Source organism: Variovorax sp. PCZ-1, from assembly GCF_018413605.1.
In the GTDB taxonomy this organism is placed as follows: Bacteria; Pseudomonadota; Gammaproteobacteria; order Burkholderiales; family Burkholderiaceae_C; genus JANMDU01.
Genome location: NZ_JAHCDN010000001.1, coordinates 580,894 through 597,046, shown reverse-complemented (window position 1 = coordinate 597,046; position 16,153 = coordinate 580,894). Strand labels below are relative to the sequence as shown.

Here is a 16,153-nt window from a genome sequence, read left to right as displayed (position 1 = left end):
GTTTTCAAATTCAAATTGTGAAACTTAAAGCGTGTTTAAGCCGCGCAATAAATCATTTTTCATATCACCCACATGCTCCAAGCCCACGGCCATGCGGATCATGCCTTGACCAATACCAGCGGCGCTGCGCTGAGCGTCCGAAAGCTTGCCATGCGATGTGCTCGCGGGGTGGGTGAGCAGGGTTTTGGTGTCGCCAAGATTCGTGCAGAGCGAGAGCACTTGCAGTTGATCGAGTACATGAAAGGCCCGCTCACGTGCCTGAGCCGAATCTTTCGCCTTCACATCAAACGAGAGCAGCGCGCCGCCGTTGCCAGACATTTGCTTCATGGCCAAGGCATGCTGCTCATGGCTGGGCAAACCGGGGTAATACACACGAGCCACTTGAGGCTGCGCTTCAAGCCATTGCGCCATCTCCAGCGCTTTGGCACTTTGGGCGCGAATGCGAATATCCAGCGTCTCCAAACCTTTGATCAGTACCCAAGCGTTGAAAGGCGCGAGGATCAAGCCGCTGTTTTTCATCACGGGCAGGAATTTTTCGGTGACGAGCTTCTCGCTCGCGCAGAGCGCGCCCGCCATCACCCGGCCTTGGCCGTCCAGATACTTCGTGCCCGAATGCATGATGATGTCTGCGCCCATGGTGATCGGGCGCTGCAAGACGGGTGTAGCAAAGCAGTTGTCCACAGCGAGCAAAGCGCCTGCGTTGTGTGCAATATCGGCCAGCGCTTGGATATCGCACACATCCGTCAAAGGATTGGTCGGCGTTTCAGCAAACAGAATCTTCGTATTCGGGCGCACAGCCGCTTTCCAAGCTGCCACATCGCTTTGCGGCACGATGGAAGATTCCACGCCAAAGCGCGCAAACTCCGTGCCGATCAGCTTGATCGTGGAGCCAAACATGGATTGCGAAATGATCACATGATCGCCAGATTTGAGCAGCGAAAAGATCATCAGCATGATGGCCGACATGCCCGAAGACGTAGCCATCGCAGCCTCTGTGCCTTCCATCGCCGCCAAGCGCATCTCAAAGCTGCTGACCGTGGGGTTGCCGGTGCGGCCGTAGGTGTAGCCTTCTTCCTCGCCAAGAAAGCGCTGCGCAGAAGTCTGCGCGTCGGGCTGCACATAGCCGCTGGTGAGATACAAGGCCTCGGAATTTTCGCCATATTGGCTGCGCGGCACAGCGGCGCGCACAGCCAATGTGTCGATATGCAGGCCACTTGGTAAAGAACTCGGCAAGGATGAGGCGGAGGTGTTCTTGGATGTCATGTGTGCTGTGCTGCAGGTAAAATATGTACTATTTTAAGGCTTTCGCCGGCTTACTTCCTGCGCAAAGTGCTATCAAATCAATAGTGAAAGACGTTTCCGATGACCACTCAAACCACACCCTCCGGCCTGCAATACATCGACACCGAAATCGGCACTGGCGCCACAGCCGCTGCTGGCCAAGAGGTGAGCGTGCACTACACCGGCTGGCTGTTTAACAATGGCCAACAAGGCGGCAAATTCGATTCCAGCAAAGACCGCATGCAGCCTTTCAACTTTGATCTCGGCGCTGGCATGGTCATCAAAGGCTGGGATGAAGGCGTGGCCGGCATGCAAGTGGGCGGCAAGCGCACCTTGATCATCCCGCCTGAGCTGGGCTACGGCGCACGCGGCGCAGGTGGCGTGATTCCGCCGAATGCGACCTTGAAGTTTGATGTCGAACTGCTGGCTGTTCGCTAAGCAACTGCTTTCACGCGTTATGGAGCGCCAGGCGTGAAGCGTCTTCGGCGTTTTCCTCGCCACTTCGGTTCGCATTGATGCGCTGTGCATCCGTGGCAGCAATATCTCCCGTGATGTAAACGCCATCAAAGCAACTCGCTTCGAAGTTTGCAATCGCGGGATTGAGCTTGCGGATCGCATCTTTCATGCCACTCACATCTTGGTAGATCAGTGCATCGCAGCCGATGTAATCGCGGATTTCGTCCATGCTGCGGCCGTGAGCGATCAGCTCGGTTTGCGTGGGCATGTCGATGCCATAGACATTGGGGTAGCGCACTGGCGGCGCGGCGCTGGCCAAATACACCTTGGCTGCGCCAGCATCACGGGCCATCTGTACGATTTCTTTACTCGTGGTGCCGCGCACGATGGAATCATCGACCAGCAGCACGCGGCGGCCTTTGAATTCACTGCGAATCGCGTTGAGCTTTTGGCGCACTGATTTTTTACGCGCGCCTTGGCCGGGCATGATGAAGGTGCGGCCGACGTAGCGGTTTTTCACGAAGCCTTCGCGGTAGGGCAAGCCCAAGAGTTGCGCGAGCTGCATGGCGCTGGGGCGGCTGGATTCGGGGATGGGGATGACCACATCAATCTCATCGGGCGGCACGGTGGAGATCACTCTTTTTGCAAGCGTCTCGCCCATATTCAGGCGGGCTTGATAGACGCTGATGCCATCCATCTCGGAATCGGGGCGCGCGAGATAAACGTATTCAAAAATACAGGGCGAGAGCTGCGCCTTCTCAGCGCACGTCGCGTTGTGGATTTGGCCTTGGGTGTCGATGAATACGGCTTCACCGGGTGCGATGTTGCGCACGAAATCATGCCCAGTGCCCTCGAGCGTGACGGATTCGCTGGCGACCATATACGTGCCGTCTGCGCTTTTGCCTAAGCACAGCGGACGAATACCAAACGGATCGCGGAAAGCGAGCAAGCCGTGACCAGCAATCACGGAGACGACAGCATACGAGCCTTTGATGCGCGAATGCACGCCGCGCACGGCTGCGAACACATCCTTAGGAGCTAACGGTAATCCACGCGTGGTTTGCTCCAGCTCGTGCGCAAGCACATTGATCAGCACCTCGGTGTCGCTCGTGGTGTTGATGTGGCGATGATCATGGTTGAAGAGCTGCTCTTTGAGCGCATCCACATTGGTGAGATTACCGTTGTGTACGAGCACGAGGCCGAATGGCGCGTTCACATAAAAAGGCTGAGCTTCTTCTTCGCTATCCGCATTGCCTGCCGTGGGGTAGCGCACTTGGCCGAGGCCAATGCTGCCAGGCAGCGCGCGCATATTACGCGTGCGAAACACATCGCGCACCATGCCTTTGGCCTTGTGCATATAAAACTTTGTGCCCTGCTGGGTGACGATACCCGCAGCATCTTGCCCGCGATGCTGCAGAAGCAGGAGCGCGTCGTAAATGAGTTGGTTAACTGGCGATTGACTTGCTACGCCGACGATGCCGCACATATTAGGGTCTGCTCACACTATTTATGGAGGATGCGTTGCGAGTCAAAAAAGTCTCAGGCAAGGCGCGAAACGCAGCCGGGGTCTCCCCCCGGCAAGGCTTCGCAACACCGCCTGAGGCTTTTTTGGCCGCAACCCGAAGGGAATGAGTGGCAAAAGCCGCCACTCGTCGTTGCTCGTCTAGGCAAGGCTCCAGCCTTGCCGTCGCCGTGCGCCTAGATTGGCGGTTTTTGTCACTCATTCGCACCTCCATAAATAGTGTGAGCAGACCCTAGATTTCCCTTGAAGCGCCGAGCGCCTTTGCAGAGATGTATTGTCCCACTTCATTGGGCAGAATCGGCTTCACAGCTCGCAAAGTGGCTGACAAAAGACCCGCCCCACTAGATTGCTTCCACCAATCGCCCTCTTTGAGTGGCGTCATGAGCACAGCGGTCGTCGCCGCCATCAAGATCACTGCACCACGCAGAAGCCCGAAAAACGCACCTAAAGTGCGGTCTACGGGGCGCAAGCCGACGGTTTCAATCAGTTTTTTAGCCAACCAAGCGAGCAGGCCAGCCGCAAAAGCGGAAGCGATGAAGGTGAGCACAAAGCCTGCCGCATATCGCAGCGCATCGGTGGCTCCCGCCATGGGCAGCAGATTGCCGACCGTGGCCGCATAGAGCTGCGCGATGATGAAAGCGGCCAGCCAGCCGAGCACGGAGAGCACCTCATAGACCAAACCGCGCCAAGCGCCAATGGCCATGGAGAGCAGCAGGATCGCGAGGATGATCCAGTCTAACGCGGCAAGCTGCATATTGGGCGCGCTAGGACGATTACAGAGTCAAGATGTTGGCAGGCAAATCCAGTGCCTTGATCTTGGCAGCGGCTTTTTCGGCTTCAGCACGCGTGGCAAACGGGCCCACGCGGGCGCGATGGCGCTTGCCTTCGGAGGTTTCGGCGATTTGAGCGTAAGTCTTCAAGCCAGCGCGCTCCACCTTTTGGCGCACTTCGCGGGCTTTGCTCTCTTCGGCGAATGAGCCGAATTGCACGATGAAGCGGCCTTCGGCGGCTGGCGCAGCGGCGGCTGCTTTGCCATCCAGCAAGGCCTGCGCCTTGGCTGCATCCGCTTTGGATTTGGCAAGTGCCTCGGCTTTGGCTTTGTCTTGGGCGATCTTCTCTTGGACGAGTTTCTCTTGAGCAGATTTGTCTTGCGCGGCTTTTTGCGCTGCAGCTTTGTCGGCGGCCGCTTTGTCTGCTGCGGCTTTCTCTGCTGCGGCTTTGATTTCAGCTGATTTATCAGGTGCGGCAGGAGGTGTATTGACTACAGTTTTAGTAGCACTTGGCGCAGTGTTTACGCCGGCGACAGGTGGTTTTTCATTAGATTTTGGAGCAACTGCAGGTGCGGCGCTCACGATTTCTTCTTTGCCACCTAGGCTGGCTTTGTCGTCCACTTTGGCAGCCGCAGCTGGCGTGGATGGCTGGGCAGGGGGTGCGGCCAAGGGTTTGGCCGTGGCTTTATCAGGGATCTCGATCGGCACATCGACCAAAGCGGGGCGCGGCTGTGTTTGAAACAGCAGCGGAAAGCCCACGACAGCGGCCACCACAAGTACCAGTGCACCTATCAGGCGGCGCTTAGCACGGGTGCGCATCGTCTCCACGGTCTCCACAGGAGAGTCTTGCACTGCCGCAGAGTCTTGTTTGCCGAATTTGAACCAGGCCATGTGTATCGCTTTATGTCTTGGAAAGATGCTTCGCTTCTAAACGCGGTGTGCCATTTTGCAGTACGCCACCCACGGTGTAGAAGGAGCCAAACACCACGATTCTATCGGCTGCATCAGCTGCAGCCACAGCCGCATCCAGCGCCTCTTGTGGCGAGGTGTAAACGCTGCTCTGGGCATCGCTGCGAGTGTTCAGCGCTTTCCAGCGGCTTTGCAACTCAAAAGCCTTGGCGGCGCGGGCCGTGGGCAGATCGGTGAAATACCAACGGTCCACAATCGGCGCGAGTTTGAGGAGCATGGGCGTGAGGTCTTTGTCTGCCATCGCGCCAAACACGGCATGCGTGGTCGGATAAAAGCCCATCGCATCCAAATTCGCGGTGAGCGCGGCCACGGAGTGCGGGTTGTGCGCCACATCAAGCACGAGGGCGGGCTGCCCCGGCACGATTTGAAAGCGCCCTGGCAGCTCCACAAAAGCCATGCCATTGCGCACGGCCTGCGCGGTGATGGGCAATTGCTCGTTCATGGCAGTGATGGCAGCAAGCACGCCGCTGGCGTTGATGAGTTGGTTGGCTCCGCGCAGAGCTGGATAAGCCAAGCCGCTGAAGCGCTTGGCGCGCCCTGCCCAGCCCCACTGCTGCTTATCGCCTTGGAAATTAAAGTCTGTGCCCATGCGCCAGAGATCCGCACCCAGCTTTTCAGCATGATCAATCACGCTCTGCGGCGGCATCGGATCGCTCACGATCACCGGCTTGCCCGCACGCATGATGCCCGCCTTCTCGCGACCAATGCTCTCGCGATCGGGCCCGAGGTATTCCATGTGATCGAGATCGATGCTCGTGATCACCGCGCAATCGGTATCGATGATGTTCACCGCATCCAGCCTGCCGCCCAAACCCACTTCCAAAATCATCACATCGAGCTGGCCGGCTTTCGCAGCGCGGCACATCACGAGCAGAAAAGCCAGCGTGGTGAATTCAAAATACGTGAGGCTCACATCACCTTCATTTTCTGAGGTTTTTTGGCATCTTGCGCTTTCCACATCTGCGCAAGCAGCTATGAAATCAGTAGCAGATGCACTCTCATTGCGGATGCGGCAGCGCTCCAAAAAATGCACGAGATGCGGGCTGCTGTACACGCCAGTCTTGTAGCCCGCCTGCGAGTAAACGGATTCCAACATGGCGCAAGTGGAACCCTTGCCATTCGTGCCCGCAACGGTGATCACTGGGCAGCTGATGTCTACGCCATAAGTGCTTTTGATGCGGCTCCAGACCACGCGCACACGCTCCAAGCCCATATCAATATTCTTCGGATGCAGGCCTTCGATGTAGGCAAGCCATTGGTCTAAATCTTTCATGCGCCGATTGTCACTGAACTTGGCGCAAAATCACGTGATGAGCACAGCAATCACCCTTTTTGGCATCCCCAACTGCGATACCGTCAAAAAATCCCGCGCATGGTTTGACCAAGCGGGTGTTGCCTACCACTTCCATGATTTCAAAAAGCAAGGCGTACCTGAAGCTGATTTGCGCCAATGGGTCAAAGCACTTGGCTGGGAAGCACTGGTGAACAAAAAAGGCACGACCTGGCGCAAGTTGGATGAAGCCACACAAGCTGGAATCACAGACGCAGAAACAGCGATCGCTTTGATGCTGAGCAACAGCAGCGTCATCAAGCGCCCCGTAGTGGTGAAAGGCAGCCATATCAGTGTGGGCTATTCGCCAGAAAAGTGGTGACAGCGTGTTGCCGTTGTGTACAAAATCACATCCGCCCTCTGCAAAACAACGCTCCTAGAGTGCCTGCTTGCCTGAGGCGTATTTCCGCAGCACAATCAGCGCTTTCTACATAAGGAGTTTGATCATGGGTTTACTCGATTCAGTTCTCGGCGCAGTCATGAGCGGTGGCCAACAGCAAGCCGGCGCAGCGGGAGGTTTGGGTGGCAATCTGGGCGCGCTGCTGCCCGTGATCACCGGCATGCTGAGCAATGATGGCCAGCAAGGTGGCTTGGGCGGCCTGCTGGAAAAATTCAACCAAGCCGGCCTCGGCGATGTGGCCAACTCATGGGTAGGCAAAGGCGAAAACATGCCCATCAGCGCAGACCAACTCAGCCAAGTGCTAGGCTCAGGCGCAATTGGCGATATCGCATCCAAACTTGGCGTCGGCCAAGGCGAAGCTGGCGGCATGCTGGCTCAGATGCTACCGGGCATCATCGACAAGCTCACACCCGATGGCCAAGCCCCCGCTGGTGGCTTGGGCGGCGCTGGTGATTTGATGGGCATGCTTGGCAAGATGATGCAGAAGTAACTCTGTTTTTGATAGCACTCCGCGCATATCCTGCGCCGGCAAAGTGCTCAAAAGGCTTGATTTTTTTAAAGAATCAGGCCTTTTTTGTTTTTTGGATCGTGCGGCTACGACTGCGCTTGGGCTATTCCCCTGTAGAAAATGTCCTCCGCCGGCTGCGCCGTCTCCCCCTTTATTTTTCTGCGGTGAACAGCCCAATCACAGTCGTGGCTTATTAATACGCTATGCACAAACTACGTCAAATCACGTACTGCATCACAACAATCGAGAAATCAGCTAAGCTCCAAGATTGTCATTAACTAGCCGCTTGGTAGTCAATTCAAGCGCTCAGCTTTCTAGGAAACACCATGCAAGATCCCATCGTTATCGTCTCCGCCGCTCGTACGCCTATGGGCGCTTTTCAGGGCGATTTCGCATCGCTCGCCGCACATGATTTGGGCGGCGCGGCCATCAAAGCGGCGGTGGAGCGCGCAGGCATTTCTCCAGATGTGGTGAACGAAGTCTTGTTTGGCAACTGCCTCATGGCCGGCCAAGGCCAAGCGCCGGCTCGCCAAGCGGCGTTCAAAGGCGGTTTGCCCAAAGGCGCGGGCGCGGTGACGCTTTCCAAAATGTGCGGCTCGGGCATGCGCGCTGCCATGTTTGCCCATGACATGCTCGCAGCGGGCAGCGTGGATGTGATGGTGGCAGGCGGCATGGAAAGCATGACGAATGCGCCGCATCTTTTGCTCAAAGGCCGCAGCGGCATCCGTATTGGGCATGACCGTGTGTATGACCACATGATGCTTGATGGCTTGGAAGATGCGTACGAGCCAGGCCGCGCGATGGGCACGTTTGGCGAAGAGTGCGCCGAGAAGTACAAATTCTCTAGAGAAGCACAAGATAAATTCGCCATCGCCAGCGTAGAACGTGCGCAAGCCGCTACGAAATCAGGAGCGTTTGCGGCTGAGATCACGCCCATTACTGTGAAGACACGCGCAGGCGAGAGCGTGATCAGCGTGGACGAAGGGCCCTTGAAAGCCAAGCTCGACAAGATCGCCTCGCTCAAGCCCGCCTTCAAAAAAGATGGCACGATCACTGCCGCATCGTCTTCATCCATCAACGACGGCGCAGCAGCCCTCGTGATGATGCGCGCGAGCACGGCAGAGAAGCTCGGCTGCAAACCCATTGCAAAAATCGTAAGCCATGCCATGCATGCGCAAGAGCCCAATTGGTTCACTACAGCTCCTGTCGGTGCAACGCAGAAGGCTTTGGCCAAAGCAGGCTGGAGCGTGAAAGATGTGCAGCTCTGGGAAGTGAATGAAGCCTTCGCTGTGGTGCCGATGGCGCTCATGGCTGAGCTCAACGTCGCTCACGAGATCGTCAACGTCAACGGCGGCGCCTGCGCACTCGGCCACCCCATCGGCGCATCCGGCGCACGCATCATGGTCACGCTCATGCATGCCCTCAAGGCTCGCGGCTTGAAAAAGGGTGTAGCAACACTGTGTATTGGCGGTGGTGAAGGTACAGCAGTTTGCTTGGAAATGCTATAAAAATAGTAGCTGCTTGCGCAGATTCTATGCCGGCAAACTGCCATTTTCTTTAATAAAACTATGAACGTCCTCATCATCGGCGCTTCGCGCGGCATCGGCTTGGAGTTTGTGCGCCAGTACCGCCAAGCGGGTGCGCGAGTGATCGCCACAGCGCGCAGTGATGAGGGTTTAGCCAGGATCAGTGCGCTCGGCGCGAAAGCTCTGCGCGTGGATGTGGCGCAACCTGCCAGCGTGAGCGGCTTAGCTTGGCAGCTGGATGGCGAGAAGATTGATGTGGCGGTTTATGTGGCTGGCGTGTGGGCCGATGGCAGCGCGAAGCAGCCGCCTACGCAGCAACTGTTTGATGCGACCATGTACGCCAATGTGCTCGGCGCGATGCAAGCGCTGCCCCAGGTTGCGCCGCTGGTGGAGGAAGCTGGCGGTAAGTTTGCCTTCATCTCCAGCGGCATGGGCTCGATCACCGAAGTTGAATCGAGTTACGGCTGGACGTATCGCGTGAGCAAAGCGGCACTGAACATGGCCGTGCAATCCGCGCGCTTTGATTATCCCAAGGCATATCTCATGGCACTCTGCCCCGGCTGGGTGCGCACGGATATGGGTGGTGCGAATGCAAGTATCAGCGTCGAAGAATCCGTCTCTGCCATGCGCAAAACGATTTCAAACGCAAAAAAGAGCGATGCCCATGTGTTTTGGCATCACGATGGCAGCAAGTACACAGGCTGGTAAAAAAATGATCCTTTCCGAAGACCATATCGCAGTGCAAGACGCCGTGCGTTCTTATGTGCAAACCGAAATTGCACCCAAAGCCGCCGAATGGGACAAAACCCATCACTTTCCCAAAACGCAGCTGCGCGGCCTGGCGGATTTGGGCTGCTACGGCGTGGCTGTGCCTGAACAATACGGCGGTGCGGGCTTGGATTACTTGAGCCTCGCTTTGATCTTGGAAGAGATTGCTGCAGGCGATGGCGCAACCTCGACAGTAGTGAGTGTGAACAACTGCCCCGTCTGCTCCATCCTAATGGCTTGGGGCAATGAGTCGCAGAAGCAAAAATATTTGAAGCCACTCGCGCGCGGCGACATGCTCGGCGCGTTTTGCCTCACGGAGCCACATGTGGGTTCGCAAGCCGATGGACTCAAAACTACAGCTACCAAAGACCGCGATCATTACGTCATCAAAGGCGTGAAGCAGTTCATCACCAGTGGCAAGAATGGCGATGTGGCCATCGTGATGGCGGTCACAGATAAAGCCGCTGGCAAGAAGGGCATCAGCGCTTTCTTAGTGGAGACGAAGACCCCTGGCTACGAAGTGGCGCGGATTGAAGACAAACTCGGCCAACATGCCAGCGACACGGCGCAGATTCGTTTTGAAAATTGCCGCGTGCCTGCGGAGAATTTGCTCGGCGAAGAAGGGCAAGGTTTGAAGATCGCACTGAGTGGACTAGAAGGCGGCCGCATCGGCATTGCCGCGCAATCCCTGGGCATGGCGCGCGCAGCCTTTGAAGCCGCGCTCAAATACAGCAAAGAACGCGAGAGCTTCGGCCAGCCGATTTTTCAGCATCAAGCGGTGCAGTTCAAGTTGGCTGACATGGCCACGCAGATTGAAGCGGCGCGTGCATTGATTCACCACGCTGCTTCACTCAAAGACGCAGGCAAGCCCTGTCTGAAAGAAGCAGCGATGGCCAAGCTTTTTGCCAGCGAGATGGCAGAAAAGGTTTGCTCTGACGCGATTCAAGTGCATGGCGGCTACGGCTATGTGAGCGATTTCCCCGTCGAGCGGATTTACCGCGATGTGCGCGTGTGCCAGATTTATGAAGGCACAAGCGATGTGCAAAAAATCTTGATTGGGCGCGCTTTGGCGCTCTGATTTGGCATTTCGCCACGGCCAAGCGGCATTTCATCGCGAAACCCTTGCGCCGCTGTTTGCAGGAATCCATACTTCGAGACATTCAATGAACAAGGTGCAGAGATGACACTCGATTTCCTATTGGCCAGTGGCCACCATATTGTTCTGCTCTTGCTCGTCTCAGTGCTTGGCGGTGAAGCCTTGCTGCTTCGACAGCCGCCCAGCGAAAGCATTTTGCGCACGTTGGGGCGTGTGGATGCCCTTTATGGTTTGAGTGCCCTTGCTCTGCTCATCATCGGAAGTGTGCGCCTGAGTGCCGGCGCGAAAGACATTTCGTTCTACAGCGGCAATCCAGTGTTTTGGATCAAGATTGCGGTGTTTGTCATCATCGGTTTGATTTCCATCGTGCCGACTGTGCGCTTCATTCGCTGGAAGCGGCATTTTTCAGCCACAGGGCAACTGCCTGAGGCAGCAGCTTGGCAGTCCACCCGTAAGCTCGTGATGGTGCAACTGCATTTGCTACCTTTCGTGGCCATTGCCGCAGCTGCCATGGCGCGCGGCATCGGCCATTGAATCGCGGCTTACGCTATGCTTCTGTCAAAGCAGGAGCAAACCATGCCAATCAAAGTATCGAGCCAACAACTCGTAGACCAAGCCATGCGCGAGGTCAAAACCTACAGTGCGCAAGAAGTCAAAGCTCGCATGGCTACGGACAAGTCAGTCTTACTTGTTGATATTCGAGACATCCGTGAGCTACAAACGCCAGACGGCACACCCGTGGGCAGCACGCATGCGCCGCGCGGCATGCTCGAGTTTTGGGTCGATCCTGCTTCGCCCTATCACAAGCCTTTGTGGGCTGATGAGAGCAAAGAATTCGTATTATTTTGCGGCCTCGGCTGGCGCAGCGCGCTCACAGCTAAAACCTTGCAAGACATGGGCATGACGAACGTTGCACACATTGATGGCGGCTTCAAAGCCATGCAAGAAGCGGGCTTTGCCATGGAGACTTTGGAGCAGCGGAAGGCAAAGAAAGCATGAAATTCGATGCGATTTTGTTTGATTGCGATGGAGTCTTGGTCGATAGTGAGAGCATCACGATTGGCGTGTTGCGCCAGATGCTGGGCCATATGGGCTGGCAGATGACTCAGGAAGAATGCATGGGGCATTTTGTTGGCCATCTTGTACAGGACCAAAGCGATTTGATCTTTCAGAAGACAGGCCAACGCATTGACGACGCATGGACTGAGAATTTTCGTAAGCAGCGCAATCAAGCGCTGCAGGAATCGCTCGTTGCCATTCCACACATCCACGAAGCTCTGAACGCCATCACGAAAAGCTATGGTGAAAAAATCGCCTGTGCCAGCGGCGCAGATCGCGGCAAGGTGGTATTGCAACTCACCAAAACCAAGTTGCTGCATTTCTTTGAAGGCCGCATTTTCAGCGGCGTGGAAATGCCCAAGAGCAAGCCTGCACCGGATGTGTATTTAGCAGCGGCAGCCGCTTTAGGCGTTGATCCAAAGCGCTGCGCCGTGATTGAGGACAGCACCACGGGAGCTACAGCGGGTGTGGCTGCTGGTTGTACGGTGTTTGCTTTCTGCCCCGATGAAGTGAGCCACTCCAGCGCGCAAGCCATGCGCGCCGTGGGCGCGAGCCATGTGTTCACCAGCATGGCGGATTTACCTGCGCTGCTGGTTTGAGATTGAAGAAATTTTCAGATCCAGCAAAGCGTTCTTGTGGATGTGGTGCATACGCTCTAGCAGCTGGTGTGTATGAGGAAGTAACACCTAGAAACACAGCACACGTGTACTTGCGTCCGCTTGCATATCAGGCCACATAATGCAACAAAGCTTGTGATTCAAGCGATGGAGTTAAGTGCAATGAATATGCTCTCTTCTTTGGGCTGGCCTGCTGTCATTGTGGCCATGATCGTTTTGGCAACGTTGGCGCTGCTTGTTTGGTTTGTATTGCAGCGCTCAGCGCCTGTGGTGCATTCGGGCAAGCAGCGCCCTTTTCGCATGGAAGATTGGCAGCCACGCACGATGAAACCGCTCACGCCGACTGAGCTGCACACCTTGAAGCAATTGCGTAAAGCTTTGCCTGAATGCTTGCTGATGCCGCAAGTGGCTCTGGCGCGCTTTTTGAATGTGCCGCAAAACCGCTCGTATAACCAATGGTTTGGCAGTGTGGGCAGGCGCTGCGTAGATTTCCTGGTGTGCTCCGAGCAAGGTGATGTGCTCGGGGTGATTCAGTTGCACTCAAGTAAAGGTAAGCCGATGTCAGAAGGCACACAGCGCAAGATCAAGGCCCTGGAGATGGCTCAAATACCTGTTTGGCAACTGGCCAAGGATGATTTGCCTGATTCTGCTGCGCTGCGCGCCATGGTGATTCCTGAGCTCAAAGCAGCCGAACAGCATTCGGTGCTACACCAAGAAGCTGGCCAAGAATCAGAATGGCAATCAACCCGCTTGGAGCCGCGCCGACCCGCCTCTGCTTTTGAGCCAGCGGCTAAACCTCCTATCGGCAAACAACAACCTGATCGATGGGATCAAGCATGGCCGACAGAAGAAGCTCGCTCGAGTGAATTTTTAGACGAATTCGGCATGATCGAGTTACCGCCTTTGGTCGTTAAAGGCTCGGGGCGCTCAGCCACGGGCTTTACCCGCGGTTGATCCACACACCGATCAAGATTTGTATTTCACCGAGCAGCCGTAAGCGCGCGTGACGTTGTTGCTCACGGCTCGGCCACTGGCCATTTCGCTTAGCGAGGTCTTGATGTAATTCGTAGCTTTGGGAATGTCTGAAGCGCTGGCGGTAGGAATGCTATCGATACCGCCTGCGTAAACCAACATGCCTTTGCCATCAATGATGTACATATGCGGCGTGGTGCGTGCGCCATAGGCTTTGCCGATCTTGCCATCTTCATCCATCAGGGTGTGTGTGGCAGGCGCTTTTTGATCTTTCATCCACTTGGCCAGATCTGCTGGCTTCAAGTAATCAGGGTGATCTGTGCCTGTGGAATTGATGGCCAGCCACACCGCATTTTTGCCAATGGCTTCTTGCTGCGTGCCTTGCATGTTGCCACCTTGGTAGTGCTTGCGCACATAAGGGCAGCCGGGATTCACCCACTCGAGCACGACGGTTTTGCCTTTGAAATCAGCCAGAGAGACGGTTTTGCCGTTCACATCTTTGGCGCTGAAGTTAGGTGCAGCTTGGCCGACTGTGGCGGTGGCTTGAGCCCAGGCTTGGGATGTGGTGGCCAACACGGCAGCAGCTAAGGTGGATGTGGCGAAATGACGGCGTTGCATAAGAGGCTCCTAAAACTTCTCATCAGAGGATTTAGATTTTCGCAAGTTCCGCTTGCAGCTGTGTGACGCTCAGAATTTCCTGCATCACCACAGGGGCACTGCCTGGTTTGTAAAGCACATACACGGGTACGCCGCTGCGACCCAGTGCTGTGATCGCTTGTGTGATCGCGGGGTCACGTTTTGTCCAATCGGCTCTGAGCAACTGCACTTTCTTCGCCGAGAAATCTTTCAATACAGCTGCATCGGCGAGAGTGGTCTTTTTGTTGTATTGGCAGGTGACGCACCAAGCGGCAGTGAAATCCACGAAGACGGCCTGGTTTTGAGCGAGCAGTTGCTCCACCTTGCCCGGCTCCCAGGCTTGCCAGCCCGTGGTTTGAGTCGTTGTGGATTCTTGAATTTTTAAGACATTTGGGCCGATAGCCGGCAAGAATACTGCGCAAAGTGCTACTGAAATGATAGTAACCACCATACGCGTGCGACCTCGCAAGGAGAGCGCCCACACAAGCATGGCTACGCACAACAGCAGCACCAGCAGCGCAGCAGCACCATCAATACCCGTTTGCTGCCCGATCACCCAGAGCAGCCAAACGACTGTGGCGAGCATCGGGAAAGCCATAAATTTTTTGAACGTATCCATCCACGCACCGGGGCGCGGCAGCCAATTCGCAACGGCGGGGACGAGACTGGCCGCAAGATACGGCAAAGCCATGCCAATGCCCAAAGCTGAAAATACTGCCAACGCCTGCCAAGCTGGCAGCCCCAGCGCATATCCGAGCGAAGCGCCCATGAAAGGCGCGGTGCAAGGCGAAGCAATCGCCACAGCGAGCACGCCCGATAGGAAAGCATCCACCTGCGGATTCTTCGCTTGCAGTGTGGCCACAGAAGATGGCAACACATTCGCCATCTCAAACACACCCAACAGATTCAACGCGATCAATGTGAAGAGCAAAGCCAGCGCCGCGATCACGGCTGGCGACTGCAACTGAAAGCCCCAGCCCAGCGCCTCACCGCCTGCGCGCAATGCAAGCATGAGGCCACCCAGCGCCAGGAAGCTCAGCACCACGCCCACCGCATAAGCCACCCCGCCCGCTACCCTCGCCTTTTGATTCGGCGCATTCGCAAAGCCCAGCACCTTGATGGCAAGCACGGGCAGCACACAAGGCATCAAATTCAAAATCAAGCCACCGATCAAGGCGAGCAACAAGGCGGGCAGCAATGAAGTCACTTCGGAGCCACCCGCTTGAATCGGTTTTTGCGAAGCGCCTGCATTGGCTGCCAAAGCTGCAGCCAGCTCAGGCGAGACTTGCGCGGCAGCTGCCACCTTAGGCCATACTCCTTCGACCTTGGCCTGCACACGATAAGCCGTTTTGCCGTCAGCAGTCAGCACCAGGGGCATCACCTCCGGACTGGCACTGCGTTGCACAGAAATCGGAAAAGAAGCTGTCCACACATCAGCTGCCCATGCCTGCTGCCAGGTGGCTGTGGCCTTCGCCGCTTTCTCCCCGTCACTACTGAGCTTCGCGCCGTTCTCAAGCACCTCAGCTGTTTCTGGGAAGAGCTGCAGGCTCTTGCCTCTAAGAGCTGCAGGCAAATCACGAATGCTGAATTCAAGCTGCTTGCCTGCGATCTTGGCACTCGCAGCAGCCTTCAGATCCTGCGGATACGCTGCAAACGCAGCGTCAAAAGCAGCCTTGTGCAACGCAGTTGAGCTCGTCGCAGGAATCTTCAAAGCAAATTCGCCCTCTTCCGGAATGCACTCCTGCTTACAGACCAGCCAAACCGCCTTGAGCTTCACTTCCGCATCAGGCTTGAGCAAATCCGCTTTGTACATCGACGAGATTTCCAGCGGCACGGGTAGCAGCACGGTATTTTCATAGCCGTAATTGGCCAGCGAGCCAATCCAAATCTTCTTGGGCACAGGCCAGCGCGTCTCGCCTGCCTGAATACCGGCAGGCAATGTCCATTGCATATCGGTGGGCTGCCCGGAATCACCTGAATTCTTCCAATAGGTGTGCCATTCAGGCTGATGCGTGATCTGCAAACCGACCCACACCTGCTTGCCTGCGCCCACGCCATCAGGCGCATACGCGAGCAGCTCCGCGCGCACCTGGGGAGTGGTCACGACAGCACCTGCGGATTTCAAGCCAATTTGAGCCGTATTTTGGGCGATAGCCGGCAAGAATACTGCGCAGAGTGCTATGAAAAATATAGCGTTCGGTAGTTGACTCAACCACCTTTTGAAGGAACTAAAACGAAGCATG

The 16,153-nt window shown here is 56.2% G+C and carries 17 protein-coding genes; 10 read left to right on the top strand and 7 right to left on the bottom strand.

All coding sequences use genetic code 11. The features are described from left to right. Positions 1-24 precede the first annotated feature (24 nt). Positions 25-1,263 (bottom strand): O-succinylhomoserine sulfhydrylase, encoded by a 1,239-nt coding sequence (locus KIH26_RS02975; protein ID WP_213442282.1) that lies wholly within the window; start codon positions 1,261-1,263, stop codon positions 25-27. A gap of 99 nt (positions 1,264-1,362) precedes the next feature. Between KIH26_RS02975 and KIH26_RS02970 the strand changes: the two genes are divergently transcribed. Beyond that, a complete protein-coding gene (locus tag KIH26_RS02970; protein ID WP_213442281.1) occupies positions 1,363-1,719 on the top strand; it encodes an FKBP-type peptidyl-prolyl cis-trans isomerase in 357 nt (118 codons plus the stop codon). Positions 1,720-1,729: 10 nt separating this feature from the next. Here KIH26_RS02970 and purF read toward each other — a convergent pair whose 3' ends face one another. From purF to folC, 4 genes are all read right to left on the bottom strand, one after another. Then, complete coding sequence (purF, locus tag KIH26_RS02965; protein ID WP_213442279.1) at positions 1,730-3,223, bottom strand: amidophosphoribosyltransferase; 1,494 nt, start codon at positions 3,221-3,223, stop codon at positions 1,730-1,732. 268 nt (positions 3,224-3,491) lie between these two features. Further along, positions 3,492-4,013, bottom strand: coding sequence for a CvpA family protein (locus tag KIH26_RS02960; RefSeq protein WP_213442277.1), 522 nt, complete (start codon positions 4,011-4,013; stop codon positions 3,492-3,494). A gap of 19 nt (positions 4,014-4,032) precedes the next feature. Further along, entirely contained in the window at positions 4,033-4,920 is an 888-nt protein-coding gene (locus tag KIH26_RS02955) for an SPOR domain-containing protein (RefSeq protein ID WP_213442275.1), read from the bottom strand. Between the two features lie 10 nt (positions 4,921-4,930). After that, a complete protein-coding gene (gene folC / locus KIH26_RS02950; RefSeq protein WP_213442273.1) occupies positions 4,931-6,271 on the bottom strand; it encodes a bifunctional tetrahydrofolate synthase/dihydrofolate synthase in 1,341 nt (446 codons plus the stop codon). A gap of 37 nt (positions 6,272-6,308) precedes the next feature. Here folC and KIH26_RS02945 point away from each other — a divergent pair, with 37 nt between their 5' ends. The 9 genes from KIH26_RS02945 to KIH26_RS02905 all read left to right on the top strand — a co-directional run bounded on the left by KIH26_RS02945 (position 6,309) and on the right by KIH26_RS02905 (position 13,256). After that, positions 6,309-6,650, top strand: coding sequence for an ArsC family reductase (locus KIH26_RS02945; protein ID WP_213442271.1), 342 nt, complete (start codon positions 6,309-6,311; stop codon positions 6,648-6,650). A gap of 124 nt (positions 6,651-6,774) precedes the next feature. Next, complete coding sequence (locus KIH26_RS02940; RefSeq protein ID WP_213442269.1) at positions 6,775-7,218, top strand: YidB family protein; 444 nt, start codon at positions 6,775-6,777, stop codon at positions 7,216-7,218. Between the two features lie 344 nt (positions 7,219-7,562). After that, positions 7,563-8,744, top strand: coding sequence for an acetyl-CoA C-acyltransferase (locus tag KIH26_RS02935; protein ID WP_213442267.1), 1,182 nt, complete (start codon positions 7,563-7,565; stop codon positions 8,742-8,744). Positions 8,745-8,804: 60 nt separating this feature from the next. Further along, complete coding sequence (locus tag KIH26_RS02930) at positions 8,805-9,470, top strand: SDR family oxidoreductase (RefSeq protein ID WP_213442265.1); 666 nt, start codon at positions 8,805-8,807, stop codon at positions 9,468-9,470. 4 nt (positions 9,471-9,474) lie between these two features. Continuing rightward, a complete protein-coding gene (locus KIH26_RS02925; protein WP_213444624.1) occupies positions 9,475-10,608 on the top strand; it encodes an acyl-CoA dehydrogenase family protein in 1,134 nt (377 codons plus the stop codon). A gap of 102 nt (positions 10,609-10,710) precedes the next feature. Further along, positions 10,711-11,160, top strand: coding sequence for a DUF2214 family protein (locus KIH26_RS02920; protein ID WP_213442263.1), 450 nt, complete (start codon positions 10,711-10,713; stop codon positions 11,158-11,160). Positions 11,161-11,202: 42 nt separating this feature from the next. Beyond that, a complete protein-coding gene (locus KIH26_RS02915) occupies positions 11,203-11,625 on the top strand; it encodes a rhodanese-like domain-containing protein (RefSeq protein WP_213442261.1) in 423 nt (140 codons plus the stop codon). Further along, entirely contained in the window at positions 11,622-12,284 is a 663-nt protein-coding gene (locus tag KIH26_RS02910) for an HAD family hydrolase (protein ID WP_213442259.1), read from the top strand. Before KIH26_RS02915 ends, KIH26_RS02910 begins: the two co-directional genes overlap by 4 nt. A gap of 180 nt (positions 12,285-12,464) precedes the next feature. Beyond that, entirely contained in the window at positions 12,465-13,256 is a 792-nt protein-coding gene (locus KIH26_RS02905) for a DUF2726 domain-containing protein (RefSeq protein WP_213442257.1), read from the top strand. A gap of 12 nt (positions 13,257-13,268) precedes the next feature. On the opposite strand, the gene KIH26_RS02900 is transcribed toward KIH26_RS02905, so the two are convergent. Next, positions 13,269-13,892, bottom strand: coding sequence for a thioredoxin family protein (locus KIH26_RS02900; RefSeq protein WP_213442255.1), 624 nt, complete (start codon positions 13,890-13,892; stop codon positions 13,269-13,271). A gap of 31 nt (positions 13,893-13,923) precedes the next feature. Then, on the bottom strand, positions 13,924-16,152 hold the full coding sequence (locus KIH26_RS02895) for a protein-disulfide reductase DsbD family protein (protein WP_213444622.1): 2,229 nt from the start codon (positions 16,150-16,152) through the stop codon (positions 13,924-13,926). Position 16,153 lies beyond the last annotated feature (1 nt).